At 56.3% G+C, this 24,003-nt stretch carries 19 protein-coding genes and 1 other RNA gene; 6 read left to right on the top strand and 14 right to left on the bottom strand.

Annotated features, from left to right (window positions below; genetic code table 11):
* The first annotated feature begins 42 nt into the window (after window positions 1-42).
* Together pykF and IAE50_RS02545 are read left to right on the top strand one after the other, a co-directional pair.
* Window positions 43-1,455, top strand: coding sequence for a pyruvate kinase PykF (pykF, locus tag IAE50_RS02550; RefSeq protein ID WP_054802861.1), 1,413 nt, complete (start codon window positions 43-45; stop codon window positions 1,453-1,455).
* A 313-nt stretch (window positions 1,456-1,768) separates the two neighbouring features.
* Entirely contained in the window at window positions 1,769-2,005 is a 237-nt protein-coding gene (locus tag IAE50_RS02545) for a major outer membrane lipoprotein (protein WP_006118977.1), read from the top strand.
* Between the two features lie 67 nt (window positions 2,006-2,072).
* Here IAE50_RS02545 and IAE50_RS02540 read toward each other — a convergent pair whose 3' ends face one another.
* From IAE50_RS02540 to sufA, 7 genes are all read right to left on the bottom strand, one after another.
* Window positions 2,073-3,083, bottom strand: a complete 1,011-nt coding sequence (locus IAE50_RS02540; RefSeq protein WP_200579474.1) for a L,D-transpeptidase family protein — start codon at window positions 3,081-3,083, stop codon at window positions 2,073-2,075.
* 98 nt (window positions 3,084-3,181) lie between these two features.
* A complete protein-coding gene (gene sufE, locus IAE50_RS02535; protein WP_042712086.1) occupies window positions 3,182-3,598 on the bottom strand; it encodes a cysteine desulfuration protein SufE in 417 nt (138 codons plus the stop codon).
* 12 nt (window positions 3,599-3,610) lie between these two features.
* Entirely contained in the window at window positions 3,611-4,831 is a 1,221-nt protein-coding gene (gene sufS / locus IAE50_RS02530; RefSeq protein ID WP_200579473.1) for a cysteine desulfurase SufS, read from the bottom strand.
* Window positions 4,828-6,099 carry a Fe-S cluster assembly protein SufD gene (sufD, locus tag IAE50_RS02525; protein ID WP_200579472.1) on the bottom strand — a complete coding sequence of 424 codons (1,272 nt, stop codon included), beginning with the start codon at window positions 6,097-6,099 and terminating at the stop codon, window positions 4,828-4,830. The genes sufS and sufD overlap by 4 nt, the downstream gene beginning before the upstream one ends.
* Complete coding sequence (gene sufC / locus IAE50_RS02520) at window positions 6,074-6,820, bottom strand: Fe-S cluster assembly ATPase SufC (protein ID WP_094420024.1); 747 nt, start codon at window positions 6,818-6,820, stop codon at window positions 6,074-6,076. Before sufC ends, sufD begins: the two co-directional genes overlap by 26 nt.
* A 17-nt stretch (window positions 6,821-6,837) precedes the next feature.
* Window positions 6,838-8,322 (bottom strand): Fe-S cluster assembly protein SufB, encoded by a 1,485-nt coding sequence (gene sufB / locus IAE50_RS02515; protein WP_200579471.1) that lies wholly within the window; start codon window positions 8,320-8,322, stop codon window positions 6,838-6,840.
* Between the two features lie 8 nt (window positions 8,323-8,330).
* Window positions 8,331-8,687 (bottom strand): Fe-S cluster assembly scaffold SufA, encoded by a 357-nt coding sequence (sufA, locus tag IAE50_RS02510; RefSeq protein WP_200133127.1) that lies wholly within the window; start codon window positions 8,685-8,687, stop codon window positions 8,331-8,333.
* 390 nt (window positions 8,688-9,077) lie between these two features.
* Between sufA and IAE50_RS02505 the strand changes: the two genes are divergently transcribed.
* On the top strand, window positions 9,078-9,869 hold the full coding sequence (locus tag IAE50_RS02505; RefSeq protein WP_200579470.1) for an alpha/beta fold hydrolase: 792 nt from the start codon (window positions 9,078-9,080) through the stop codon (window positions 9,867-9,869).
* Between the two features lie 469 nt (window positions 9,870-10,338).
* Complete coding sequence (locus IAE50_RS02500; RefSeq protein WP_094420026.1) at window positions 10,339-10,911, top strand: EAL domain-containing protein; 573 nt, start codon at window positions 10,339-10,341, stop codon at window positions 10,909-10,911.
* A 16-nt stretch (window positions 10,912-10,927) separates the two neighbouring features.
* On the opposite strand, the gene IAE50_RS02495 is transcribed toward IAE50_RS02500, so the two are convergent.
* From IAE50_RS02495 to IAE50_RS02480, 4 genes are all read right to left on the bottom strand, one after another.
* On the bottom strand, window positions 10,928-11,284 hold the full coding sequence (locus IAE50_RS02495) for a hypothetical protein (RefSeq protein ID WP_225975728.1): 357 nt from the start codon (window positions 11,282-11,284) through the stop codon (window positions 10,928-10,930).
* 56 nt (window positions 11,285-11,340) lie between these two features.
* The gene (lpxP, locus tag IAE50_RS02490; RefSeq protein WP_023481826.1) at window positions 11,341-12,255 is read right to left on the bottom strand and encodes a kdo(2)-lipid IV(A) palmitoleoyltransferase; all 915 of its coding nucleotides are present in this window, start codon (window positions 12,253-12,255) and stop codon (window positions 11,341-11,343) included.
* A gap of 208 nt (window positions 12,256-12,463) precedes the next feature.
* Window positions 12,464-12,874, bottom strand: coding sequence for a 1,4-dihydroxy-2-naphthoyl-CoA hydrolase (gene menI / locus IAE50_RS02485; protein ID WP_042715208.1), 411 nt, complete (start codon window positions 12,872-12,874; stop codon window positions 12,464-12,466).
* Entirely contained in the window at window positions 12,874-15,927 is a 3,054-nt protein-coding gene (locus IAE50_RS02480) for an FAD-binding and (Fe-S)-binding domain-containing protein (RefSeq protein ID WP_200579469.1), read from the bottom strand. Before IAE50_RS02480 ends, menI begins: the two co-directional genes overlap by 1 nt.
* Before the next feature lie 200 nt (window positions 15,928-16,127).
* Here IAE50_RS02480 and ydiK point away from each other — a divergent pair, with 200 nt between their 5' ends.
* Window positions 16,128-17,243 carry an AI-2E family transporter YdiK gene (gene ydiK / locus IAE50_RS02475; protein ID WP_042718165.1) on the top strand — a complete coding sequence of 372 codons (1,116 nt, stop codon included), beginning with the start codon at window positions 16,128-16,130 and terminating at the stop codon, window positions 17,241-17,243.
* Between the two features lie 188 nt (window positions 17,244-17,431).
* An RNA gene (rprA, locus tag IAE50_RS02470) (antisense sRNA RprA) lies at window positions 17,432-17,539 on the top strand.
* Window positions 17,540-17,603: 64 nt separating this feature from the next.
* On the opposite strand, the gene IAE50_RS02465 is transcribed toward rprA, so the two are convergent.
* From IAE50_RS02465 to ppsA, 3 genes are all read right to left on the bottom strand, one after another.
* Window positions 17,604-19,976: a glycoside hydrolase family 3 N-terminal domain-containing protein gene (locus tag IAE50_RS02465; RefSeq protein ID WP_200579468.1), complete on the bottom strand. Its 2,373-nt coding sequence runs from the start codon at window positions 19,974-19,976 to the stop codon at window positions 17,604-17,606.
* On the bottom strand, window positions 19,973-21,382 hold the full coding sequence (locus tag IAE50_RS02460) for an MFS transporter (RefSeq protein WP_200579467.1): 1,410 nt from the start codon (window positions 21,380-21,382) through the stop codon (window positions 19,973-19,975). The genes IAE50_RS02465 and IAE50_RS02460 overlap by 4 nt, the downstream gene beginning before the upstream one ends.
* Before the next feature lie 216 nt (window positions 21,383-21,598).
* The gene (gene ppsA / locus IAE50_RS02455) at window positions 21,599-23,977 is read right to left on the bottom strand and encodes a phosphoenolpyruvate synthase (protein ID WP_200579466.1); all 2,379 of its coding nucleotides are present in this window, start codon (window positions 23,975-23,977) and stop codon (window positions 21,599-21,601) included.
* Window positions 23,978-24,003: the final 26 nt, after the last annotated feature.

The raw sequence follows: 24,003 nt of genomic DNA, 5'->3' as shown, positions 1-24,003 counted from the left end.
TCCCATTCCTTCTCAACCCAAACTTAAAGACCAGAAACTGTCATGAAAAAGACCAAAATTGTATGCACCATCGGGCCGAAAACCGAATCCGAAGAGATGTTGACCAAAATGCTGGACGCAGGCATGAACGTCATGCGTCTGAACTTCTCTCACGGTGACTATGCTGAGCACGGCCAGCGCATCCAGAACCTGCGCAACGTGATGAGCAAAACCGGCAAGAAAGCGGCCATCCTGCTGGACACCAAAGGTCCGGAAATCCGCACCATCAAACTGGAAGGCGGTAACGACGTTTCGCTGAAAGCGGGTCAGACTTTCACCTTCACCACCGACAAATCCGTTGTTGGCAATAGCGACACCGTTGCCGTGACCTATGAAGGCTTCACCAACGACCTGAGCGTCGGCGATACCGTGCTGGTCGACGATGGTCTGATCGGTATGGAAGTAACCGCCATCGAAGGGAATAAAGTTGTTTGTAAAGTGCTGAACAACGGCGATCTCGGCGAAAACAAAGGCGTGAACCTGCCGGGCGTCTCCATCGCCCTGCCGGCGCTGGCGGAAAAAGATAAGCAGGATCTGATCTTCGGCTGCGAGCAAGGCGTCGATTTCGTTGCTGCTTCCTTTATCCGTAAGCGTTCTGACGTGGTTGAAATCCGTGAGCACCTGAAAGCGCACGGCGGCGAAAACATCCAGATCATCTCCAAAATTGAAAACCAGGAAGGCCTGAACAACTTCGACGAGATCCTTGAAGCGTCGGACGGCATCATGGTTGCCCGTGGCGACCTGGGCGTTGAGATCCCGGTTGAAGAGGTGATCTTCGCGCAGAAGATGATGATCGAAAAATGTATTCGCGCACGTAAAGTGGTGATCACCGCTACCCAGATGCTCGATTCCATGATCAAAAACCCGCGTCCGACCCGCGCTGAAGCTGGCGACGTGGCGAACGCCATCCTCGACGGGACCGATGCCGTGATGCTCTCTGGCGAATCCGCAAAAGGGAAATACCCGCTGGAGTCCGTCTCCATCATGGCAACCATCTGCGAGCGTACTGACCGCGTGATGACCAGCCGTCTGGACTACAACAACGACAGCCGCAAACTGCGTATTACCGAAGCTGTCTGCCGTGGCGCAGTGGAAACCGCTGAGAAGCTGGAAGCGCCGCTGATCGTTGTGGCAACTCAGGGCGGTAAATCTGCGCGCGCTGTGCGTAAATACTTCCCGGATGCGACTATCCTGGCGCTGACCACCAATGAAGTGACTGCGCGTCAGCTGGTGCTGAGCAAAGGTGTTGTTGCCCAACTGGTGAAAGAGATCTCCTCTACGGATGATTTCTACCGTCTGGGTAAAGAAGTGGCGCTGGAAAGCGGTCTGGCAAGCAAAGGCGACGTGGTAGTGATGGTCTCCGGCGCGCTGGTTCCGAGCGGCACCACCAACACTGCATCTGTCCACGTACTGTAATAATTACCGGACTTTTTGACAGATTAAAAAAGCGCCCTTGCGGCGCTTTTTTTTTAAATATTTTTGCTTGCGGATGGAATTAAAAGTTTCAATCGGATTTTGCTATTTAAATCGCCCTTTATCTAAGATGAATCCGATGAGAATCCGCTGTTTTAATAGGCGTTTTTAGCAAGTTAAATCAAAGTCGGTGCTTCTTTGAGCGAACGATCAAATTTAAGTGCATTCTCATCAAAAAAATATTCTCAACATAAAAAACTTTGTGTAATACTTGTAACGCTACATGGAGATTAACTCAATCTAGAGGGTATTAATAATGAATCGTACTAAACTGGTACTGGGCGCGGTAATCCTGGGTTCTACTCTGCTGGCTGGTTGCTCCAGCAACGCTAAAATCGATCAGCTGTCTTCTGACGTTCAGACTCTGAACGCTAAAGTTGACCAGCTGAGCAACGACGTGAACGCAGTGCGTTCTGACGTTCAGGCTGCTAAAGACGACGCAGCTCGCGCTAACCAGCGTCTGGACAACCAGGCTCACTCTTACCGTAAGTAAGAGTACCTGTAATGAAAATGGCGCACATTGTGCGCCATTTTTTTTGCCTTCCTTCTATCCCTCTAACCTACTGCATCACCACTTCCCTCTGCCCTTCAACGCTGGCCGTCGGCTTAATGCTGTTCTGTACCGACAATACCGCGGTTGACGCAGAGGTGGCTTTCCCGCCCGCAATCACTACCGGATAACCGGCACGGCGCGAGAGCGCTTTCTCAATCATCGAATGGTCGCCGCCAGACTGCTCAATCAACGCGCCCAGCGCCGGTGAGAAGACGATTGGCTGCGTCTGCGTGTCCTGTTCAACGGTCTGCGCCAGTGGGCGATGCACTTCAATGTAGTGCCTGCCATCAGGCTCGACGGCATACTTCACCGGTTCATTGATGATGGCTACCCGCGTACCGGCAGCGACCTGCGCAAACAGCGCTTCAATATCGGGCGCGTTCATGCGGATACAGCCGGAGCTGACGCGTAAGCCGACGCTGTCCTGTGCATTGGTGCCGTGAATCAGATACTCGCCATTACCAATCCCCAGACGCATGGCAAAGCGTCCCAGCGGGTTATTTGGCCCGGCGGGCACCACTTTCGGCAACTCTACGCCACGCTCCAGCGAGCGCGCACGGATGCCAGCAGTCGGCGTCCAGGTCGGGTTAGGGATTTTCTGACTGATGCGGGTTACCGACACCGGCGTTTCCAGCCCCTGCTGGCCAATGCCAATCGGGTAGACCTGCACGCTGTTTTTACCCGGAGGGTAGAAGTAGAGCCGCAGCTCCGCGAGGTTGACGACAATCCCCTCCCTGGGTGTGTCCGGCAATAACATCTGCGTTGGGATAGTCACCGTCGTGCCCGGTGCAGGAACTGGCGCGATGGTGTTATTCGCCTCAAGGATCAGCATTGCTGCCGTATCAAAATGGCGGGCGATGGCCTGCAGGTTTTTATCGCTGGCTTGTACGGTGTAGGTCTGGTTCTGACCAATCAGGCGACCGCCATTCGCAGGCAGGCTGTATTCCGCCGCATGGGCCAGGTGAAGTGTGCTTAATGCACCAAAAAGAGAAAGAAAAAGTAAAGACGCGCGTTTCATGCTGTGTTTCCTGTAATCACTGACAGGCTGTCAGAAAGCTGAAGAATCAGCGAGGCGGCAAACGCCCCGCGTAAACAGGATAGAAGGGTCTTTTGAGTTTAGCTAAGATTGGCAGCTTTGGTACGGATGGCGCGGATCATTGCTTCCAGCCCCTGAGAGCGGGAGGGGGTTAAGTGCTGCGTCAGGGCGAGTTTTTCAAACCACGGGCGTACATCGAAGGCCACAATGTCCTGCGGGGTCATCTGCTGATAGAGGGCGAAGACAATGGCGATAAGCCCTTTGACGATGGCGGCATCGCTGTCGCCGGTCAGCTCAATCACGCCCTCATCATTGCGTTGCATCACAATCCACACCTGGCTCTGACAGCCCTGAATAAGATTGTCTGCGTTATGCGCTTCAGCACTCAGCGCCGGTAAGCGCTGGCCCAGTTCAATAATGTAGAGGTACTTCTCTTCCCAGTTGGCGCAACGGTTAAAGTTGCGCACCAGCTTCTCTTTATCGGGTAGTGCGGCCATGTGTTCTCCCTGTTAGCCCAGTAACTGATGAATACGTTTCAGGCCGGTAACCAGACGATCCACCTCTTCATGCGTGTTGTACATCGCAAACGACGCACGACACATTGCCGGGACATTATAGAAGGCCATCAGCGGCATCGCACAGTGGTGACCCGTACGCACCGCAATACCGTAATTATCCAGGAAGCTGCCCACGTCATAGGCGTGATGTTTGCCGAGATTAAAGGCAATCACCCCTTTTCTGTCGGCCGGGCCGTAAAGCGTCAAATCCGGCACCTCGCGCAGCGCATCGAGAGCGTAGCGCATCAGCGTCTGCTCATACTCGCCAATCGCGTCCAGACCGAGGCGCGTGACGTACTCCATCGCCGCGCCAAAGCCCATAATGCTGCCGGTGTTCGGCGTGCCCGCTTCAAAACGCCACGGCGCTTTCGCATAGGTCGTGCCTTCGGTGAGGCTGACAGTGGCGATCATCGCCCCGCCCCCTTCCCACGGCGGCATCGCCTGCAAAATATCCTCTTTAGCGTAGAGCACGCCAATCCCGGTCGGCCCATAGAGTTTATGGGCGGAGAAGACGTAGAAGTCGCAATCGAGCGCCTGTACATCAATCGCGTGATGCATTACCGCCTGCGCACCGTCCACCAGCACCTTCGCGCCGTGCTGATGCGCCAGCGCGATGATCTCAGCAACAGGGTTCTCGGTGCCGAGCACGTTAGAGATATGGGTAATCGCCAGCAGTTTGGTCCGCGCATCCAGCAGGCCGGGCAACACCTCAAGCTGCAACGTGCCATCCTGATTCAGCGGGATGACGCGTAGCTCGGCGCCAACCCGCTCACAGAGCATCTGCCACGGCACGATGTTGGCATGGTGCTCCATGGCGCTGATGATGATGTTATCGCCCGCGTTTACCTGGCTGTTGCCCCAGCTATTGGCAACGAGGTTGATCCCTTCGGTGGTGCCGCGCACAAACACGATCTCTTCCGGCAGACGCGCGTTCAGGAAGCTTGCCGCCTGCACCCGCACATTTTCCATCCGCTGCGTTGCTTCCGCGCTGAGCGTATGGATGCCGCGATGCACTGCGGCATAGCCGTGGCGGAAAAACTCCGCTTCAGCATCGATTACCGCATTTGGTTTTTGCGCGCTGGCGGCGCTGTCGAGATATGCCAGCGGGAGTCCGTTTACTTCACGTTGCAGTACCGGAAAATCGGCACGTACCTCGTTCACGGGAAAACTCATGCTTCGCCCCCTGCAAGACGCTGGCTGATACGCGCCAGAATCTGCTGTTTTAGCGCCTCGTCGCTGATAGCTTCGGTCAGTTCAGCGGCGAAGGCATGGATGATCATCTGCTGCGCTGCGTTCTCATCAATGCCGCGCGAGCGCAGGTAAAACATCTGCTCATCGTCGATACGTCCAATGGTCGCCCCGTGGCTACATTTCACGTCATCGGCATAAATTTCCAGCTGCGGTTTGGTATCCACTTCCGAAAGACGACCGAGCAGCAGGTTGTTGTTGGTCATCTGACCGTCGGTCTTAATGGCGTGTTGCGCCACCTTGATCAGACCGTTAAATACCGCCCGCCCCTTGCCGCTGACAATGGTTTTATGCAGCTGGCGGCTGTTGCAGTAGCCCTTATTGTGCTCAAGCCAGGTGCGGGTGTCGCACACTTCGCTCTTCACCGGCATCGCCAGGCTGTTGATATTGAGCTGCGTGTTTTCACCATTCAGCTGGGTACTGGTGTTATGTCGCAGCACCGCGCCGCCAAGCAGGAAGCTGTGGCTGTCGGCTGCGCCATCGTCGCCGAGTACAATATCGTTATGGGCAAAGTGGTAGCTGAGCGGGTTCTCGAAAGCCAGCTTGACGTGATGCAGACGCGCATTCGCGCCGACCTGCATGGTGAAGCGCGAGCCGGTAAAATGGCGCGCGCCATTCAGGCTGACATAGTGTTCGTAGATCGTCGCTTCCGCGCCCTGAGCCAGCGAGATGTGGTGGCGATAGTGCGCCGTGTTCATCTCCTCCCCGGTCAGCCCCTGGGTAACGTGCATCAGCAGCAGCGGCTTTTCAGGGCGCTGATTGCGCGCGACGTCAATGCGGGTGACGCTCTGCGCCAGGCTTTCGGTGAGGTGTAAAAAGACCTCCGGCTGCACCGGCGCAGGCAGGTTTTCGGCAGCTTCGCTTACCGTTACCGCAAACCCGGAGCCGGTGGTGTCGTCGCTCAGTTCAGCGCTGAACAAGCCGTCGACAAAGACCAGACGCAGCGCATCAACCGGCAGCGCCAGCGCATCACGCTGCGCGGCGTCGAGGGAGGCACTGCTGGCGACAAACTGGCTGTTTAACAGACCATCCAGCGGCGTATATTTCCAGTTCTCATGCTTACGCGTTGGCAGGCCGAGACGCAGCATCTGCTGCAGGTGCTGCTCAGCCGTGGCGGAGTGCGCACCCCTCTTTGTTTCAAACAGATGGTGCCACTGTTGCAGCGCGTTACTGCTGTTCGGTAAGCCAGCCATAGCCCTGCTCCTCCAGTTGCTTAACCAGCGTGAAATCGCCTGATTTCACGATGCGCCCCTGATACAGCACATGCACAAAGTCCGGTTTGATGTAGTCGAGAATGCGCTGGTAGTGGGTGACGATAATAAAGGCGCGTTTCTCATCGCGCAGCGCATTGACCCCTTCAGCAACGATCTTCAGGGCATCGATATCGAGCCCCGAGTCGGTCTCATCAAGGATGCAGAGCTCCGGCTCCAGCACTGCCATCTGCAGGATGTCGTTACGCTTCTTCTCGCCGCCGGAAAAGCCGACGTTAACCGAGCGGGTCAGCAGATCTTCCGGCATCTTCAGCAGCTTGATCTTCTCTTCCATCAAATCCTGAAAATCGAAGCGGTCCAGCGCCTCTTCGCCGCGATATTTACGCACCGCGTTGAGCGCCGTTTGCAGGAAGAACTGGTTGCTGACGCCCGGGATCTCCACCGGATACTGGAAGGCCATAAAGACGCCTTCGCCCGCACGATCTTCCGGTGACAGCTCCAGCAGATCTTTGCCTTTGAACTCCACGCTGCCGCCGGTTACTTCATAATCTTCACGCCCGGCAAGGGTGGCGGAGAGCGTACTTTTCCCGGAGCCGTTCGGGCCCATAATGGCGTGCACTTCGCCCGGACGCACCTCAAGGTTCAGGCCGCGCAGAATCGATTTATCTTCAACACCAACCTGCAAATCTTTGATACTTAACATTTATTATCCTTTAATTCTTAACCGACGCTGTGTTCAAGGCTGATAGCCAGCAGTTTTTGTGCTTCGACGGCAAATTCCAGCGGCAGCTCGGAGAAGACATCTTTACAGAAGCCGTTAACAATCATTGAGATGGCGTCATCTTCGCTGATGCCGCGCTGCAGACAGTAAAAGAGCTGGTCTTCACCGATACGCGAAGTGGTCGCTTCATGCTCCAGCTGGGCGCTGTTGTTGCGACACTCGACATAGGGGAAGGTGTGCGCGCCACAATCAGGGCCAATCAGCATTGAGTCACACTGGGTGAAGTTTCGCGCGTTGGTTGCCGTCGGCATGATTTTCACCAGCCCGCGGTAGCTGTTCTGGCTCTTTCCGGCCGAGATCCCTTTCGAAATAATCGTCGATTTGGTGTTCTTACCGATGTGGATCATCTTGGTGCCGGTATCCGCCTGCTGATGCCCGCTGGTGAGCGCCACCGAGAAGAATTCGCCAATCGAGTTGTCGCCGCGCAGGATACAGCTCGGGTACTTCCAGGTGATCGCAGAGCCGGTTTCTGACTGAGTCCACGACATTTTGCTGTTATCCCCTTCGCACAGCGCACGCTTGGTGACGAAGTTGAGGATGCCGCCGGTATTGTTATCGCCCGGGAACCAGTTTTGCACCGTGGAGTATTTCACTTCCGCATCTTTGTGGATGATCACTTCCACCACCGCCGCATGCAGCTGGTAGCTGTCGCGCACTGGCGCAGAGCAGCCCTCGATATAGCTGACGTAGCTCCCTTCATCCGCGACCAGAATGGTACGCTCGAACTGGCCGGTCTTCTCCGCGTTAATGCGGAAATAGGTCGACAGCTCCATCGGGCAGCGCACCCCTTTCGGGATGTAGATAAAGGTGCCGTCAGAGGCGACGGCCGCATTCAGCGCGGCGAAGAAGTTATCGTTCGACGGCACCACGGTGCCGAGGTACTTCTGCACCAGCTCCGGATGATCGTGGATCGCCTCGCCAAAGGAGCAGAAGATAATCCCCTGCTCGGAGAGCTTTTCGCGATAGGTGGTGGCAACCGACACCGAGTCAAAAATGGCGTCAACCGCCACCTCTTTGCCTTCACGCACCGGCACGCCGAGCTGGTTAAAGGCCTCTTCGACCTCTTCCGTCAGCCAGGTATTGGCGTTGGTTTGCTGCACCGCGCCGGGCTGCGAGGCGCAGGCGTCATCGCAGTTGCCGCAGGAGGGCGCGGAGTAGTAGCTGTAATCCTGGTAGTTAAGCTTGTCGTAATGGGCTTTTAACCAGTGCGGCTCTTCCATCTCCAGCCAGGCGTGAAAAGCGTTCAGGCGAAACTCCAGCATCCACTCGGGCTCGTTACGTTTCGCCGAAATGGCGCGCACGACCTCTTCGTTGATGCCCTTCGCCAGCTCATCCGTACTCAGCCGGGTGAAAAAGCCCTCTTTATAATTGATATTGCCGGTCCAGGTTTTGACATCGTCAGTTGCTTCAGTATTACGAGACATAGTACCGCCTATACCCCAAAGCTTTCGCCGCAGCCGCACTCGTGCTGCGCTTTCGGGTTATTGAATTTGAAGATCTGGTTCAAGCCTTCGCGCACGTAGTCCACTTCGGTGCCATCGATAAACGGCATGGCCTGTAAAGGGACATAGAGGCGAGCGCCATCAGATTCGTACAGCAGGTCGTCGTCGTTCGGCTCGCTTACGGTGTCGAGCACATAACCGAAGCCTGCGCAGCCGGTCTGCTTAATGCCAAGCCGCACGCCAAGAAGGCCGGGCTGTTTTTCGGTTAGTGCACGGATATGCTCCGCGGCGGCCGGCGTCAGGGTAAGCCCGCGCCATGCAAAATCTTCGGGGTTAAATGATTCCATCGTGTTACCTCACTTCATCTGAGCTGAAGGGCATAACGCTATGTTAGTGATAATAATTCTCACTTCAACCTTCTTACCGCAGGGTTATTCCCCCACGGGCCCTTTTTACAGCGTATCTGTTAAGCATAGACCCTGTTGAAAGGGTGTAGAGGACGGTAAAAAAATGATTAATAAATTGATAAATAATGGCTTTAGCAAGCGTAACGCGTTAAATCGGTAAAAGCGCAAAAAATGTATAGGAAATGCCTATTTTTGTTATAGGAAGGGCTTAAAGATGACCGCCCGCTGAAGAATAGGAATTTGCAGGCTCCCGAGGCGATCGATCTTTTATATGATGAGCGCACTTTTACCGCGTTCACGCCAACGAGCGCCCCTATAAGGAAAAGAGTGATGCAGACACCATCTACCCTGTCATATATCGATAGCGGCAGCGGCTTACCCCTCCTGCTTGGTCACAGCTACCTGTTTGATAAAACCATGTGGTCACCGCAGATGACCGCGCTCGCGAAGCAGTTTCGCGTCATCGTGCCTGACCTGTGGGGACATGGTGAATCCCCCGCGCTGCCCGCAGGGAAAAGCTCCATGGCCGATCTCGCCGCCGATCATCTGCAGATTATGGATGCCCTTGGCATTGAGGAGTTTGCCATCGTCGGGCTGTCGGTAGGGGGAATGTGGGGCGCAGAACTCGCCGCAATGGCTCCGGAGCGGGTTAAAGCGCTGATGCTGATCGACACCTTTATTGGCAGTGAAACGGATGAGGCGCGTGAAAAGTATTTCGCCATGCTTAACGCCATTGACGCTGCTGGCACCCTTCCCCCGCCGCTGCTGGAGTATGTGGTTTCGCAGTTCTACTCGCACAATGCCGATTCATCTGATGTGCAGGCGCTCAAGGCCCGGCTTGGCGCACTCAGCGCAGAGCAGCTGCGCGAGAGCATTGTTCCGCTTGGCAAGCTCATTTTCGGGCGGCCCGAGCGTATGGCGATGCTGGAGAAAATCAGTTGCCCGGTGCAGGTTGCCACCGGAGAGCTGGATTTACCGCGCCCGCCGCTGGAGGGCCAATTGATGGCGGAAAAAGTGGGCTGTGAATTTAGCCTCATCCCCAGTGCTGCCCATATTAGCAACAGAGAAAACCCGGAATTTGTTACCCGGCTGATTATTGATTTCCTCACCCGTTACGCTTAATTAGCATTTTTATCTTCAGGGTGCGTCTTTTTCCTTCCGGCGCGCCCGCGCTATTTTCATCATGGCCGATGATTTATTGGCAGCGCGGAGTTGGTATTTAAACAATTAATGCTTTTATTGCGGCATAAAAAACAAAACCCGGCGATCGCAGGCCCGTTTCACGGCGGTTTTCTCAGACAGTATAGAAATAAATTTTTGATGTTTTATCAGCGATAACAAGAAGATAACAAAAACCCAAAACAAACCAACAGATAATAATATGCCGTTAATACAAATATTACGCCGATAACGCTAACCAATTATATAGATTTAAGCGATCGGTTTTGTAATAGCAATAGATAGAGGCTATCAAACAGCAACAGATCGATCACTTAAAACAATTTTCAAATGTGATGATTGCGTAGGTAAAATTGCACTCTTGTATATTGGAAAAGTCCTGTTCTTTTGAGTAGGGAGCTTAATCAGGGAAATGAAATCAATAATAGTCGATATTGCTGATAAGAAACTTCTCGTGACGGCAGAATTTCTGCCGGTGACCGATCTGTCGGGGAAAAATATTCTTTGTTACCAGACGAGCGCGCGTTTTTTTGAATACAGCGATCGCCCTGCACTCCCCCGTCCGGTAGAGATAACATGCGGGCAGCCGCCGAGCGTGGCCGATTTTATTTTTACAACACTGTGCCAGCTGGCGAAAAAGAAAGAGACGCTCTGTTTCTCCTTTACGTTACCGCCGCAGCGGCTGAACGATAGCGATTATCTCGCCACGCTTCATCATCTCTGCACCCGCCATGATGTCGCAGCGGATCGTATCGAGATTGTTCTTGATAAGCGCATCGCGCACGCGGAGCTGCAACAGAGCCTGCCCTTTTTGCGCGAGATTAAAGCGTACGGTTTTATGCTGGGGCTGCAGAATCGCGCAGAGCACCTTCTGCAGAGTGGCGACAGCGAGTGGCAAAGCCTCTTTCCTGCCGTTAAAGGCTATGCGTTACCCCACGCTCTGACCCTTTCACAGCTGCAGTTATGGGAAAATCTCAGCAGTTAACGCCCTGTGCTCGCCTTTACGGTGACGGCGTTTCCTTCCCCTGGCTACAGAGGATCGCTTTGTCATCGGTGTGGTTTTTATCTGAATAGAAAAAAGCTTTTTTACCGCTTCCCAGCTGCGTGATGATATGGATCGCAACCCAGTTTGTTTCTGCGTTCTGATCCTCTTTATCACTGTAAAAAAGCGAACGCCCGGTGTACTGATCGCCAATCTCATACGGCTTCTCTTGCGGATCGCTGAAGTGCCGCCCGTTTACCGTCAGACCGTTGGGCTCCACCTCAACGCTGTACTCATCGCAGAGCAGCGTGATACCGGCTGACCACGAGCAGGCAGAGAAAAGTGCAAAACAGCCTGCGGCAATAATCCTGACCATAACCACTCCCTTTAATTAAACGGCAAAACGCCCCTGAAACGGGGCGTTAAGAAAGATTAGCTGTAGAGCGAAGGTTCGCCGATCGGGCGCGTTTTGAAACGCCGGTGGATCCATAAATACTGTTCCGGCGCGCGCAGGATTTCACGCTCAATCACCCGGTTCATATAGCTGGCTGCGGCAAATTCGTTATGGGCCGGATAATCATCCAGCGCCTGGCCGATGTGCAGCGAGTAGCCGGAGCTGTCCTCTTTACGCACCATTGTTACGGTCAACATCTTCGCGCCGGAGAGGCGGGAAAGCACGAACGTACCGTTGGTGGTCGCTGCGTCTTTGACCGAGAAGAATGGCGCGAAGCTGCTGCCCTTACGGCCATAATCCTGATCCGGTGCAAACCAGACGGCTTCACCCTGCTTCAGCGCCTGTACCAGCCCTTTCAGGTTGCGGCGATCGATCATCGATTTATTGGAACGCATACGTCCACGGGTTTGCACCCACTCCATCACCGGGCTGTTATGCGGCCGATAGGTCGCCATCATCGGCTGGCAGAGCCCCATCACGCGGCCACCAAGCTCCAGCGACATAAAGTGCACGCCTACCACCATAACCCCCTGGCGGCTTGCCTGCGCGGCCTGCAAGTGCTGATAACCGTCGACGTCAAACCAGCGACGCACGCGTTTATCGGACCAGAACCAGGCCATGCCGGTCTCAATCAGACCCATGCCCAGCGAGACAAAGTTTTTGGCGATAAGCGTTTCGCGTATCTCGTCGCTCATATCAGGAAAACAGAGTTCGAGATTACGTTTTGCGATCTTCTCGCGGCGTTTGAGGAAGCGGCGTGATTGTCGCCCCAGACCGGCGCCAAGACGCGAAAGAAAAGGATAAGGGAGTTGCACCAGCAACCAGAGAAAACCCAGACCAGCCCAGGTGAGCCAGTAACGCGGGTGGAGAAAAGCTAATTTAAATGCCGTCATTCATCAATCCTTCAAGCCTGTATCCAGTAGCGCTTAAAGAGACAATGAAGAACTTCATCAAGTCATTACGCGTTACAGCCCAATCGCTTGCATCAGAGCGCAAGCGTTACATCCCGTAGCGCGTAATATAGCACGGAGTGCTAATGGGTTATCTTAAGAATAGTGAATAAAACGTGAAGATTTTCGGCGGTAACCCGCCGAAATCGCTTCAGACAACGGCGGTGGTCAGGCGTGAAGAGCAGCAGAGGCGCGCCTGCTCATCGAAGATATCGATCTGCCACACCTGATGGCGGCTGCCGGTGTGCAGGGCGCTACAGACGCCGCGCACCCGCCCGCTGCGCACCGGGCGCAGGTGGTTGGCATTGACCTCCACACCGACCACCTTTTGCTCCCCTTCCGTGCAGAGATAGCCCGCCACCGAGCCGAGGGTTTCAGCCAGCACCACCGAGGCGCCGCCGTGCAGCAGGCCAAAGGGCTGATGCGTACGCGCATCGACAGGCATCGACGCTTCCAGCGTATCGTCGCTGATGCGCTCAAAATGAATATCCAGCAGGCCAACCATATTGCCGTCGCCCATGGCGTTGAGCGCTTCCAGCGTAACCGCGCGTTTCCAGATCATCACACCATCTCCAGCAGTGCCTGTAACGGATGGCGCACACCGTTTCCTTCAATGCGCTTCACCTGGCTGCGGCACGAATAGCCCGTCGCCAGACAGCGGTTGCGCGGAAGACGCTGCATCGCCTGATGCCACGACAACTCATAGATACCGAGTGAATTGGCGTGGTTCTTCACTTCATGGCCATAGGTGCCGGCCATCCCGCAGCAGCCGACGCTGACATTTTCCAGCTGTGCGCCGAAACGCGCGAAGATAGCCGCCCACTGCGCAGGCGCGCCGGGCAAGGCGGTCACTTCGGTACAGTGGCCGAAAAGATACCACGGCTCGCCGCTCACGGTGCGTGGCTCAACCTTTTCCAGCACGGCGGGCAGCCACTCATGCACCAGCTGCACATGGAAATCGCCGCGTTTATCCGCCAGCGCCAGCTTGTACTCATCGCGATAACAGAGCACCAGCGCCGGATCGACACCAACCATCGGCATCCCCAGTTCCGCAACACGGTTGAGGAAATCCGCGGTCTTCTGCGCCGTCTTCGCAAAGCGATTCAGAAAGCCCTTGATGTGCTGCGCTTTGCCGTTTGGTGAAAATGGCAGCACCACCGGGCGGAAACCTAACCGCTCGACCAGGCGGACAAAATCCGCCACCACCTGCGCGTCGTAGTAACTGGTGAAGGGATCCTGCACCACCAGCACCGTTTTCGCGCGCTGCTCTTCACTCAACGCTTCAAGCTGCTCCAGCGTCATATTGGCCGAGTGATGGCCGACCATCTGCCGCTGCAACGACGGTACTGAGAGTAACGGCAGATCGACCATGCCGATATGTTTCGCCGACAGGTTTCGCACCCATGGCTGGCTCATAAAGAAGTTGAAAGTCTTCGGTGCACGCGCCATCAGCGGCGCATAGTTTTCGACCGTCGCCACCAGATGATCGCGCAGCGGGCGCAGATAGCGACCGTGATAGATTTGCAGAAAACGGGAGCGGAACTCCGGAACATCAATCTTGATTGGGCACTGGGTCGAACAGGCTTTGCAGGCCAGGCAGCCGGACATCGCCTCTTTCACCTCGTGGGAGAAGTCATACTCGCCGCGGCGCGCATGCCAGCTGTTGCGGGTGCGCTCAATCAGGGTGCGCAGCGAGGCGCGTTTTTCCGGCAGCTCTCTCTCAAGCTTCAGCGGATCGATACCGCGGTCGGCCAGCAGGCGCAGCCATTCGCGCACCAGCGTAGCGCGCCCTTTCGGTGAGTGAATGCGGTTGCCGGTGATCTTCATCGACGGGCACATCGGGCTTTTGACATCAAAGTTAAAGCACAGCCCGTTACCGTTACACTCCATCGCACCACGCCAGGCCGTGCGCGAAGTGGTCGGGATCTGCCGATCAAACGTCCCGCGCTTAACCGCATCAACCTGCTTCATCGGCGCATCAAGTCCCTCCGGCGGGCAGATTTTCCCCGGATTCAGGCGGTTCTCAGGATCAAACGCCGCTTTGATTTTCCTGAGCTCACCATAGAGCGCCTCGCCGAAGAAGGCCGGGCTGTACTCGGCGCGGAAACCTTTACCGTGCTCGCCCCACAATAACCCGCCATATTTCGCCGTCAGTGCCACCACCTCATCAGAGATAGTTTTCATCAGCACTTCCTGCTGCGGATCGCACATATCCAGCGCCGGACGCACGTGCAGCACACCGGCATCAACATGACCAAACATACCGTAACTCAGCCCGTGCCCGTCGAGCAGCGCACGAAACTCAACAATATAATCGGCCAGGTGCTCCGGCGGCACACAGGTATCTTCCGCAAACGGGATTGGCTTGGCCGCCCCCTTGGCATTCCCCAGCAGGCCAACCGCTTTTTTGCGCATCGCATAGATACGCTCAATTGCCGCCAGCTCATCGCAGCGCTGCCAGCCAATTACGCCGCCTTCGCCGCGCGCCATCAGCTCATCCAGCCGCTGACAGAGCGAGGCGACCTGTGCATCGATCAACGCTTCATCATCCCCGGCACATTCGACGATATTGAGGCCAAGCAGAGTTTTGTCCGGCACATCAGTAATCAGCTCTTTAACCGAATGCCAGACGATATCTTCCCGCGCCAGGTTGAGCACTTTCGAGTCAACGGTCTCCACCGACAGCGCGCGCGCCTCGACCATAAAGGGAGCGTTACGCAGCGCGGAGTCGAAGGAGTCATATTTGATGTTCACCAGCCGGCGCACTTTCGGCAGGCGGGTGATATCGAGCCGCGCTTCGGTAATAAAGGCCAGCGTGCCTTCCGAGCCGGTCAGCACGCGCGTCAGGTCAAACTCGGTCATCTCGTCATTAAAGACGTGGCGCAAGTCGTACCCGGTGAGAAAGCGGTTGAGTTTCGGAAAATTATCGACAATCAGCTGGCGGTTATCGCGACAGCGCTCGAGCACGGTTTTATAGATGCGCCCGATAGCGGTGCTGGCCTTGCCGAGGGTTTCGGCCAGCGCAACCGGCATCGCCTGGGTATCAAGGATATCGCCGCCCAGCAGCACCGCGCGCAGCCCGAGCACGTGATCGGAGGTTTTACCGTAGACCAGTGAACCCTGGCCGGAGGCATCGGTATTGATCATGCCGCCAAGGGTCGCGCGGTTGCTGGTAGAGAGCTCCGGCGCGAAGAAGAAACCGTACGGTTTAAGAAACTGGTTAAGCTGATCTTTGATGACGCCCGCTTCAACACGCACCCACCCCTCTTCGGGGTTAATCTCAATAATGCGGTTCATATAGCGGGACATATCAACAATGATGCCCTGATTCAGCGCCTGGCCGTTGGTGCCAGTACCGCCGCCGCGCGGGGTAAAGACCAGCGCCTTAAAACGCGCTTCGGCGGCGAGACGCGTGATCAGGGCAACGTCTGACGTTGAACGGGGGAAGAGAACGGCGTCGGGTAGTAGCTGGTAAATACTGTTGTCTGTCGCCATGGTTAGCCGGTCGGCGTAACTGGTGGCGGTATCACCTGTAAAACCTTGCTGCTCCAGTGCTTGCAAAAAATTGAGCACCAGTTGAACGACGCCTGGTGCCTGGGAAATCTGTGGGATCATTATGCTTGACCCTGCCTGACAGTTAATGTTGTTAAAAGTTAATCGTTTGCTTTAAGCCCTCATCGTTGTATCACATTTTTTTCTTAGGTGCTCAGCAGAATTGCAGGCAGAATCAGGCGGTGCAAACCAGCGCATATCGCTTCGCATAATAATGGGTGCCTGCCTGCCGCACCGCCCCTTCAGTACTGGAAAGGTGAATAATGGATAAAGTTGATAGTCGTCACTCCAGGGATGTGCCGCAATTAATGCTGTCGGTACTGTTTTTAGCCCTGATGATCATTGCCTGCCTGTGGGTGGTGCAGCCGTTTGTGCTCGGCTTCGCCTGGGCGGGAACCGTGGTGATCGCCACCTGGCCTTTGCTGCTGCGCCTGCAGCGATTACTCTTCGGTCGCCGCTCGCTGGCGGTGCTGGCGATGATGCTGCTGCTGATCCTGCTGTTTATTATCCCGGTCGCCCTGCTGGTCAATAGCCTTGTCGACTCCAGCGGCACGGTGATCCACGCCGTGACCAGCGGCGTCTCCTCACCGCCGGATCTGGCATGGCTGAACAGCATTCCGCTGGTGGGCAGCAAGCTCTACGCCGCCTGGCACAGCCTGCTCGATATGGGCGGTAGCGCGATTATGGCGAAGCTGCGCCCCTACGTCGGGACCACAACAACGTGGTTTGTCGGCCAGGCCGCGCATATTGGCCGCCTGATGCTGCACTGCGGCCTGATGCTGTTATTCAGCGCCCTGCTTTACTGGCGCGGTGAGCAGGTGGCAGAGGGTATTCGCCACTTCGCTTTCAGGCTGGCGGCTGAGCGCGGCGATGCTGCGGTGCTGCTGGCAGGCCAGGCAATCCGTGCCGTCGCGCTCGGCGTGGTGGTAACGGCGCTGGTGCAGGCGGTGCTGGGCGGTATCGGGCTTGCTGTCTCCGGCGTGCCTTACGCCACCCTCTTTACCGTGCTGATGCTGATGACCTGCCTGATTCAGATCGGTCCGCTGCTGGTGCTGGTACCGGCGATTATCTGGCTCTACTGGAGCGGTGATTCGACGTGGGGAACGGTGCTGCTGGTATGGAGTGCGGTGGTGGCAACGCTTGATAACTTTATCCGCCCGGTGCTGATTCGCCTCGGGGCCGATCTTCCGCTGATCCTTATCCTCTCCGGCGTTATCGGCGGCCTGGTAGCCTTTGGCATGATTGGCCTGTTTATCGGCCCGGTGCTGCTGGCGGTCTCCTGGCGTCTCTTCTCCGCCTGGGTTAACGAAGTCCCGGCACCGAAGACGCCCTCAGACGACGCGCTGGCGCAAGTCGACGATTTAGACAAGCCTGCCTGATACCGTTAAGGCGGGGTAGCCCGCCTTAATAATCATTAAGCATTGCTTATCATTTTAACACCGCTACATCACCCATCCTGTATAATCTCCGGTATATCGCCTCTTTTGCAGCATATATTCTTTACCTGCGTTTAACTAATGAGACGAATCTGATCGACGCAAAAATTCCGTATGCCTACTATAAGAGCACGGTTATAAATCAACACCTTGATTTATAAGCATGGAAATCCCCTGAGTGAAACAACGAATTGCTGTGTGTAGTCTTTGCCCATCTCCCACGATGGGCTTTTTTTTATCCTTTTTTTATTGATAGCGCTGATAAAAAAGAAACCCGCTTTGCATAGCGGGTTTCGTCTGAAATTAGCGACTTACTTCACAATTACTCATCATTCGCCATCGCTGCGGCAACACTTTTGTCTGCCCGGTTACCGTCACGGTTGCGCGCCCGCGAATGTCTGCCGATGAGGCGCCAATCTGCAACTCAAACTCGCCAGGTTCGACAATGCGCTTTCCGTCCCGGCGGGTGAAGTTGAGCATATCAACCGGTAGCGTGAAGGTGAGCGTCGCCGTCTCACCAGGGCTTAACGCCACGCGCTGAAACGCTTTTAACTCCTGCACCGGCCGCACCATCGAGGCGACTTTATCGCGCACATAGAGCTGCACCACGTCGCTGCCGCTGCGCTCTCCGGTATTGCTTACCTTCACGCGCAGCGTAATTTCGCCGTCGATATCGACCTGACTGCTCGCCAATTCAGGCTCGCCGTAGGCAAACTGCGTCCAGCTCTGGCCATAGCCGAAGGGGTAGCGTGAGCCAAAGTGGAAGGCGAAAGGCGTCCCGCCGCTCTTCAGTTTATGGTTGTAGTAATAGGGCATGGCGCCCGCGCTTTTCGGCACGCTCACCACCAGCCTGCCCTGCGGCTCTGCACGCCCGGTGAGCACATCGGCAATTGCCCATCCGCCCTCCTGCCCCGGAGCCCATGCCATCAGCAGGGCAGCGACGCGCGTTTCCAGCCCCTGCAGGTTATACGGCCGCCCGCCGGTCATCACCACCACCACCGGCTTGCCGGTTTCTACCAGCGCCTCCAGCAACTGCTGCTGGACACCGGGCAGCGTCAGGCTGTCGGTGTCAGAGCCCTCGCCGACCGTGCCACTCTGAAACAGGCCAGCGAGATCGCCCACGCAGGCAATCACTACCTCACTCTCTTGCGCCGCGCGTACCGCGTCAGGAATCAGGCTTATATCCTTTGAGACCGGCGACGCCTGCATCGGTTTTCCTGAGGCATCGCCCGGAAAGACCGGCGCGCCCGCCATCCGTTTTTCAATGATATGGCAGCCCTTGGCGTAACGAACCTGCGCCTCGCCAAGGGTCTGGCGCAGGGCGGCAAGCGGTGTGGTGACCTGCGACGTCTCCTCCAGCATATCGCTAATAATCAGATGCACCGGGAAGCTATAACCGCTCAACAAAGCCAGCGGATCGTCCGCGGTCGGGCCGATAACCGCCACCTTCGGCGCGCCGCTCAGGGGGAGCACGCCGTTATTCTCCAGCAGCGTCAGCGAGCGGGTCGCCACCTCGCGTGCCACTTGCCGTGTCTCCTCCGCTTGCAGAACAATCTTCTGCTCATCGCTGTAGGGGTGTTCAAACAGGCCGAGACGGAACTTCACTGACAGCAGCCGCGCGACAATCTCATCCACTTTTTCCATCGAGATCAGACCGCGTTCCACCGCCTGCGCCAGATGGCGCGCGCAGTCATCTTTTGGCAACTCAACATCAAGCCCGGCGTTAAAGGCCAGCGCCGCCGACTCGGCGGCATCGTGAGTGACGCCGTGATGCTGGTGCAGCAGGCTGACGCCGCCATAATCGGCAACAATAATCCCCTCAAAGCCCCACTGTTCGCGCAATACGGTAGTGAGCAGGAAACGATCGCTGTGGCCCGGCTGGTTATCGATATCGTGATAGGCGGGCATCACCGATCCGGCATTGGCGCACTTCACCGCCATCTCAAACGGCAGCAGGAAGGTGTCGTTCAGCTCACAAAAACCGAGATGCACCGGCGCGTGGTTGCGTGCTCCTTCACTGAATGAGTGGCCGACATAGTGCTTGAGCGTCGCCAGCATATCGTCCTTCTCGCCCTGCAACCCCTCAACGTAGGCGCAGGCCATCACGCCGACCAGCCATGGGTCTTCGCCAAAAGTCTCCTCCGTGCGCCCCCAGCGTACATCGCGCGAGACATCCAGCACCGGCGCCAGCCCCTGTTTACAGCCGGTCGAGCGCGCTTCATCGCCAATGTGCTGCGCGGCGCGTTTAATCAGCTCCGGATCCCACGTCGAGCCGTAGTTGAGAGAGGAGGGAAATAGCGTGGCGTCTTTACACAGCAGCCCCACCAGGCACTCTTCATGGAACAGCGCCGGGATGCCAAGGCGCGTCTCCTCCATCAGCGTTTTTTGCAGCCGGTTGGCGGCGCGTACACCCTGTTTCGCCTCGACAATATGGGTGCCCAGCGGGCGGGTAATTTGCCCGACGCCCAGTTTCAGCCGCTCCGCCAGCGCCTCCTGCGCGCTTACTCCGGCAAATTCATCGCTTAAATCGGTCCGCTCGCGGTGGTCGCCCTCCTCCGAGAGCACCAGCCACAGCCCGTGCATCTGGGCGAACTTCTCCTCTGGCGTCATGCGGGCGAGAAGATCGGCCACGCGCTCGGCGACGGGGCGGTTTGCGTCTTTGTAAATTGCGGTCATCGGGTCACTCCTGTGTTGCTGAGATCCGGGGTGGTTTGCACGTCGGCGGCTTCATTACTGCCACCGCGTTTTTGCAGAAGCTCTTGTGCGATGCTGTCGGCGACGCTGCTGTTGAGTTTGTAACGGGTCAGCAGCAGCACCATGCAGATAAATAACAGGCAGGGAATCAGGGTAAACAGCGCATTGATGGTGGTGAGCACGGTTGCGCTCTGCTGAGCCTGGTTCGGAATATAGTCAACCGCACCGAGCACCCAGCCCACCACTGCGCCACCGAGGGCAAGACCAAATTTAATGGCGAAGAGCGCGGTGGAGAAGACCAGCCCGTCGAGGCGGCGTCCGCTGCGGTGCTCTTCATAATCCACCACGTCGGAGAACATCGTCCATTGCAGCGGCGTGGTCAGGTTCTGAATAAAGCTGAAGACAATATTGAGGGTGAAAATAAGCCACACCTGCGATGGCGGAATGATAAAGATCAGCGCGGCAAAGATAACGAAAGTAATAATCGTCCACTGGTAAGCGCGCACGCGATCGAATTTACCGAGTAGACGTGCCGATAATAGTGCGCCGGTGAGTGAAGCCAGCATGCCGGAGACAATAAAGGTGAAGACCATTTCCGGGCGCAGTAACACATATTTGACGTAATACATGGTGGCTGAACCGCGGGTCACGACGGCGGTCAACAGCAAAATATTAAACAGGAAAACAATGCGCCATTGGCTATTTGCTGCCAGCAGCTTGAGATCGCCTATCATCGAGCCGGAAGTGTCATTACGCGGCGTAAAGCGTTCGCGGGTCATAAAGAAACAGCTAAAGAAGAGCACAATCCCTAATACGCCCATCATGCTCATGGCGTAGAAGTAACCCTTCTGCACGTTACCATCGCCGAGGTGCGCCACCAGCGGCAGGGCGATAACGGTAACAATCAGCCCGCCGATAAACGACAGGCCAAAGCGCCAGGATTGCAGCGAGTGGCGCTCGTGCGGATCCATGGTCAGCGCGCCGGGCATGGCGCAGTAAGGCACGTTAATCGCGGAGTAGATAAAGCTGAGAATGGCGTAAGTGACGCAGGCATAAATAATTTTCGCCGTGGCGCCCGCCTCCGGTACATAGAAGGTGATAACGCAGCTGACGCCGAAGGGAATAGCAAACCAGAGCAGCCACGGGCGAAAACGACCATGACGTGTTTGCGTGCGATCCACCAGCGCGCCGATACAGGGATCGACAAACGCATCAATAACGCGAACGACTAAAAACATAGTGCCCATAATGGCGGCGGGTAAACCAAAAACATCGGTATAGAAATAGGCGAGAAATAGCGTCGCCGTTTGCCACACCAGGGCGCTTGCCATATCGCCGAGGCCATAGCCTATTTTGTCTTTCGTACGCAGGACAGAGGAAATTGTCATTGTTATTAGCCTTGTGAGGTGAAAAATTATTTCATCCTGGTGCGTTATTTCTTATCGCACCGCTCACTACAGGCTCAAGTATTAGAAGAAGGCAGCATCGGAACAATTGCAATAATTGCCAGGCTTTTTACGTTTTTTAGTTATTGTGATCGGCCACATATTCGCGGCTGAAATAAAAAAATCCCCGACATTGTGCCGGGGATTTTGTTTTCGCCGTTATTTTTTCAGTTCGGCGAGGCTGAGCCAGGTTTGCACCACCGTATCCGGATTGAGCGACAAACTGTCGATGCCCTCATCCATTAACCACGCGGCAAAATCCTCATGGTCGGACGGCCCCTGACCGCAGATGCCGACATATTTGCCCTGCTTTTTCGCTGCGCGGATCGCCATCGACAGCAGCGCTTTCACCGCATCGTTACGCTCGTCAAACAGCTCCGACACTACGCCGGAGTCGCGATCGAGGCCGAGTGCCAGCTGGGTCATGTCGTTTGAACCGATGGAGAAGCCGTCAAAGTGCTCGAGGAACTGCTCTGCCAGCAGCGCGTTCGACGGAATTTCGCACATCATAATGATCTTCAGCCCGTTCTCGCCGCGTTTCAGCCCCTGGCGTGCCAGCTCGTCCACTACCGCTTTCGCCTGGTCAACGGTACGCACAAACGGGATCATAATCTCGACGTTGGTCAGCCCCATCTCGTTGCGCACGCGTTTTACCGCTTCGCACTCCAGCGCAAAGCAGTCGCGGAAGCTATCTGCCACATAACGGCCCGCGCCACGGAAGCCGAGCATCGGGTTCTCCTCTTCCGGCTCGTAGCGCTCGCCGCCCACCAGGTTAGCGTATTCGTTAGATTTGAAATCGGAGAGGCGCACGATAACGCGCTTCGGCCAGAAGGCTGCGCCGAGCGTCGCGATCCCCTCCGTCAGGCGACCGATATAGAACTCAACCGGCGAATCGAAACCCTTCATCATTTCGCGGATTTCGTTTTGCAGCTTCGGCTCCTGGTCGTCAAACTCCAGCAGCGCGCGCGGGTGCACGCCGATCATGCGGTTGATGATAAATTCGAGACGCGCCAGCCCGACGCCTTCGTTTGGCAAACAGGCGAAGTCAAAGGCGCGATCCGGGTTACCGACGTTCATCATGATCTTCAGCGGCAGATCCGGCATGGTGTCGACGCTTGAGCTTTTCACGCTGAAATCGAGCAGTTCGGCATAGACATAGCCGGTGTCGCCTTCAGCACAGGAGACCGTCACTTTTTCGCCGGTTTTGATGCGATCGGTGGCATCGCCGCAGCCGACCACCGCCGGAATACCCAGCTCACGGGCGATAATCGCCGCATGGCAGGTGCGCCCGCCGCGGTTGGTGACAATCGCCGCCGCCTTTTTCATGATCGGCTCCCAGTCCGGGTCGGTCATGTCGGTGACCAGCACGTCGCCAGGCTCAATCAGGTTCATCTCGCTAATATCGTGGATCACTTTCACCGTGCCCGCGCCGATGCGGTGGCCGATGGCGCGCCCCTCGGCGATGATCTTGCCCTGCGCATGCAGGGTGTAGCGCTCCATCACCTGGCCGCGCGAGCGTACGGTTTCCGGACGCGCCTGCACAATAAAGAGCTTGCCAGTGTGGCCATCTTTCGCCCACTCGATATCCATCGGGCGGCCGTAATGTTTTTCAATCTGCACCGCCTGTTTCGCCAGCGCCTGCACCTCCTCATCGGTCAGGGAGAAGCGATCGCGGTCGGCCTGCGGCACATCTTCAATCTGCACCTGCTTGCCATGCTCCTGATTCGGCGCATAGACCATGCGGATTTTTTTCGAACCCATGGTGCGGCGCACAATCGCCGGGCGATCGTTGGCGAGCGTCGGCTTATGCACGTAGAACTCATCCGGGTTGACCGCGCCCTGCACCACCATTTCACCCAGCCCAAACGCAGAGGTGATAAACACCACCTGGTCGAAACCGGATTCGGTATCAATGGAGAACATCACCCCCGAGGAGGCGAGATCGGAGCGCACCATGCGCTGCACGCCCGCCGAGAGCGCCACGCCACGGTGGTCGTAACCCTGATGCACGCGATAGGAGATGGCGCGATCATTAAAGAGGGAGGCGAAGACGTGCTTAATCGCCACCAGCACGGCGTCGTAGCCCTGCACATTGAGGAAGGTTTCCTGCTGACCGGCAAACGAGGCATCCGGCATATCTTCTGCGGTGGCGGAGGAGCGCACGGCAAACGAGGCCTCTGCGTCATCTGCCGAAAGTTGGGCGTACGCTTCATGTACCGCCTGTTCCAGTTCGGGCGGGAACGGGGTATCCACAATCCACTGGCGGATCTGCGTCCCGGCTTTCGCCAGTTCGGAGACGTCGTCGATGTCGGTTTTATCAAGCAGTTCATAAATACGCTGATTTAAACCGCTCTGTTCGAGGAACTGATTAAACGCGTCGGCGGTGGTCGCAAATCCATTCGGTACGGAGACGCCCATACCGGAAAGATTAGTAATCATTTCACCCAGGGAGGCATTTTTGCCTCCAACTCTGTCTACATCATTCATGCCGAGTTGGTCATACCAAAGCACCAGCGGTGACGAGCCATTGTTGGACATCGAGACAATCCTTTTGTGATATATGA

Origin of the sequence: Kosakonia sp. S42, from assembly GCF_016624785.1 — a bacterium.
GTDB classification, from domain to species: domain Bacteria; phylum Pseudomonadota; class Gammaproteobacteria; order Enterobacterales; family Enterobacteriaceae; genus Kosakonia; species Kosakonia cowanii.
The sequence above is the reverse complement of the archived record's forward strand: the minus strand, read 5'-3'. Positions and strand labels throughout refer to the sequence as shown.

Coding starts and splice junctions, on each gene's coding strand:
- sufS (WP_200579473.1), bottom strand. CDS start 4,831: ATGAGTTTTCCCGTGAACGAGGTACGTGCCGATTTTCCGGTACTGCAA.
- sufC (WP_094420024.1), bottom strand. CDS start 6,820: ATGTTAAGTATCAAAGATTTGCAGGTTGGTGTTGAAGATAAATCGATT.
- ydiK (WP_042718165.1), top strand. CDS start 16,128: ATGGATAAAGTTGATAGTCGTCACTCCAGGGATGTGCCGCAATTAATG.
- IAE50_RS02465 (WP_200579468.1), bottom strand. CDS start 19,976: ATGACCGCAATTTACAAAGACGCAAACCGCCCCGTCGCCGAGCGCGTG.
- IAE50_RS02545 (WP_006118977.1), top strand. CDS start 1,769: ATGAATCGTACTAAACTGGTACTGGGCGCGGTAATCCTGGGTTCTACT.
- sufA (WP_200133127.1), bottom strand. CDS start 8,687: ATGGAATCATTTAACCCCGAAGATTTTGCATGGCGCGGGCTTACCCTG.
- IAE50_RS02500 (WP_094420026.1), top strand. CDS start 10,339: ATGAAATCAATAATAGTCGATATTGCTGATAAGAAACTTCTCGTGACG.
- IAE50_RS02505 (WP_200579470.1), top strand. CDS start 9,078: ATGCAGACACCATCTACCCTGTCATATATCGATAGCGGCAGCGGCTTA.
- lpxP (WP_023481826.1), bottom strand. CDS start 12,255: ATGACGGCATTTAAATTAGCTTTTCTCCACCCGCGTTACTGGCTCACC.
- ppsA (WP_200579466.1), bottom strand. CDS start 23,977: ATGTCCAACAATGGCTCGTCACCGCTGGTGCTTTGGTATGACCAACTC.
- sufD (WP_200579472.1), bottom strand. CDS start 6,099: ATGGCTGGCTTACCGAACAGCAGTAACGCGCTGCAACAGTGGCACCAT.
- sufE (WP_042712086.1), bottom strand. CDS start 3,598: ATGGCCGCACTACCCGATAAAGAGAAGCTGGTGCGCAACTTTAACCGT.
- pykF (WP_054802861.1), top strand. CDS start 43: ATGAAAAAGACCAAAATTGTATGCACCATCGGGCCGAAAACCGAATCC.
- IAE50_RS02460 (WP_200579467.1), bottom strand. CDS start 21,382: ATGACAATTTCCTCTGTCCTGCGTACGAAAGACAAAATAGGCTATGGC.
- IAE50_RS02495 (WP_225975728.1), bottom strand. CDS start 11,284: ATGGTCAGGATTATTGCCGCAGGCTGTTTTGCACTTTTCTCTGCCTGC.
- menI (WP_042715208.1), bottom strand. CDS start 12,874: ATGATCTGGAAACGCGCGGTTACGCTGGAAGCGCTCAACGCCATGGGC.
- IAE50_RS02480 (WP_200579469.1), bottom strand. CDS start 15,927: ATGATCCCACAGATTTCCCAGGCACCAGGCGTCGTTCAACTGGTGCTC.
- IAE50_RS02540 (WP_200579474.1), bottom strand. CDS start 3,083: ATGAAACGCGCGTCTTTACTTTTTCTTTCTCTTTTTGGTGCATTAAGC.
- sufB (WP_200579471.1), bottom strand. CDS start 8,322: ATGTCTCGTAATACTGAAGCAACTGACGATGTCAAAACCTGGACCGGC.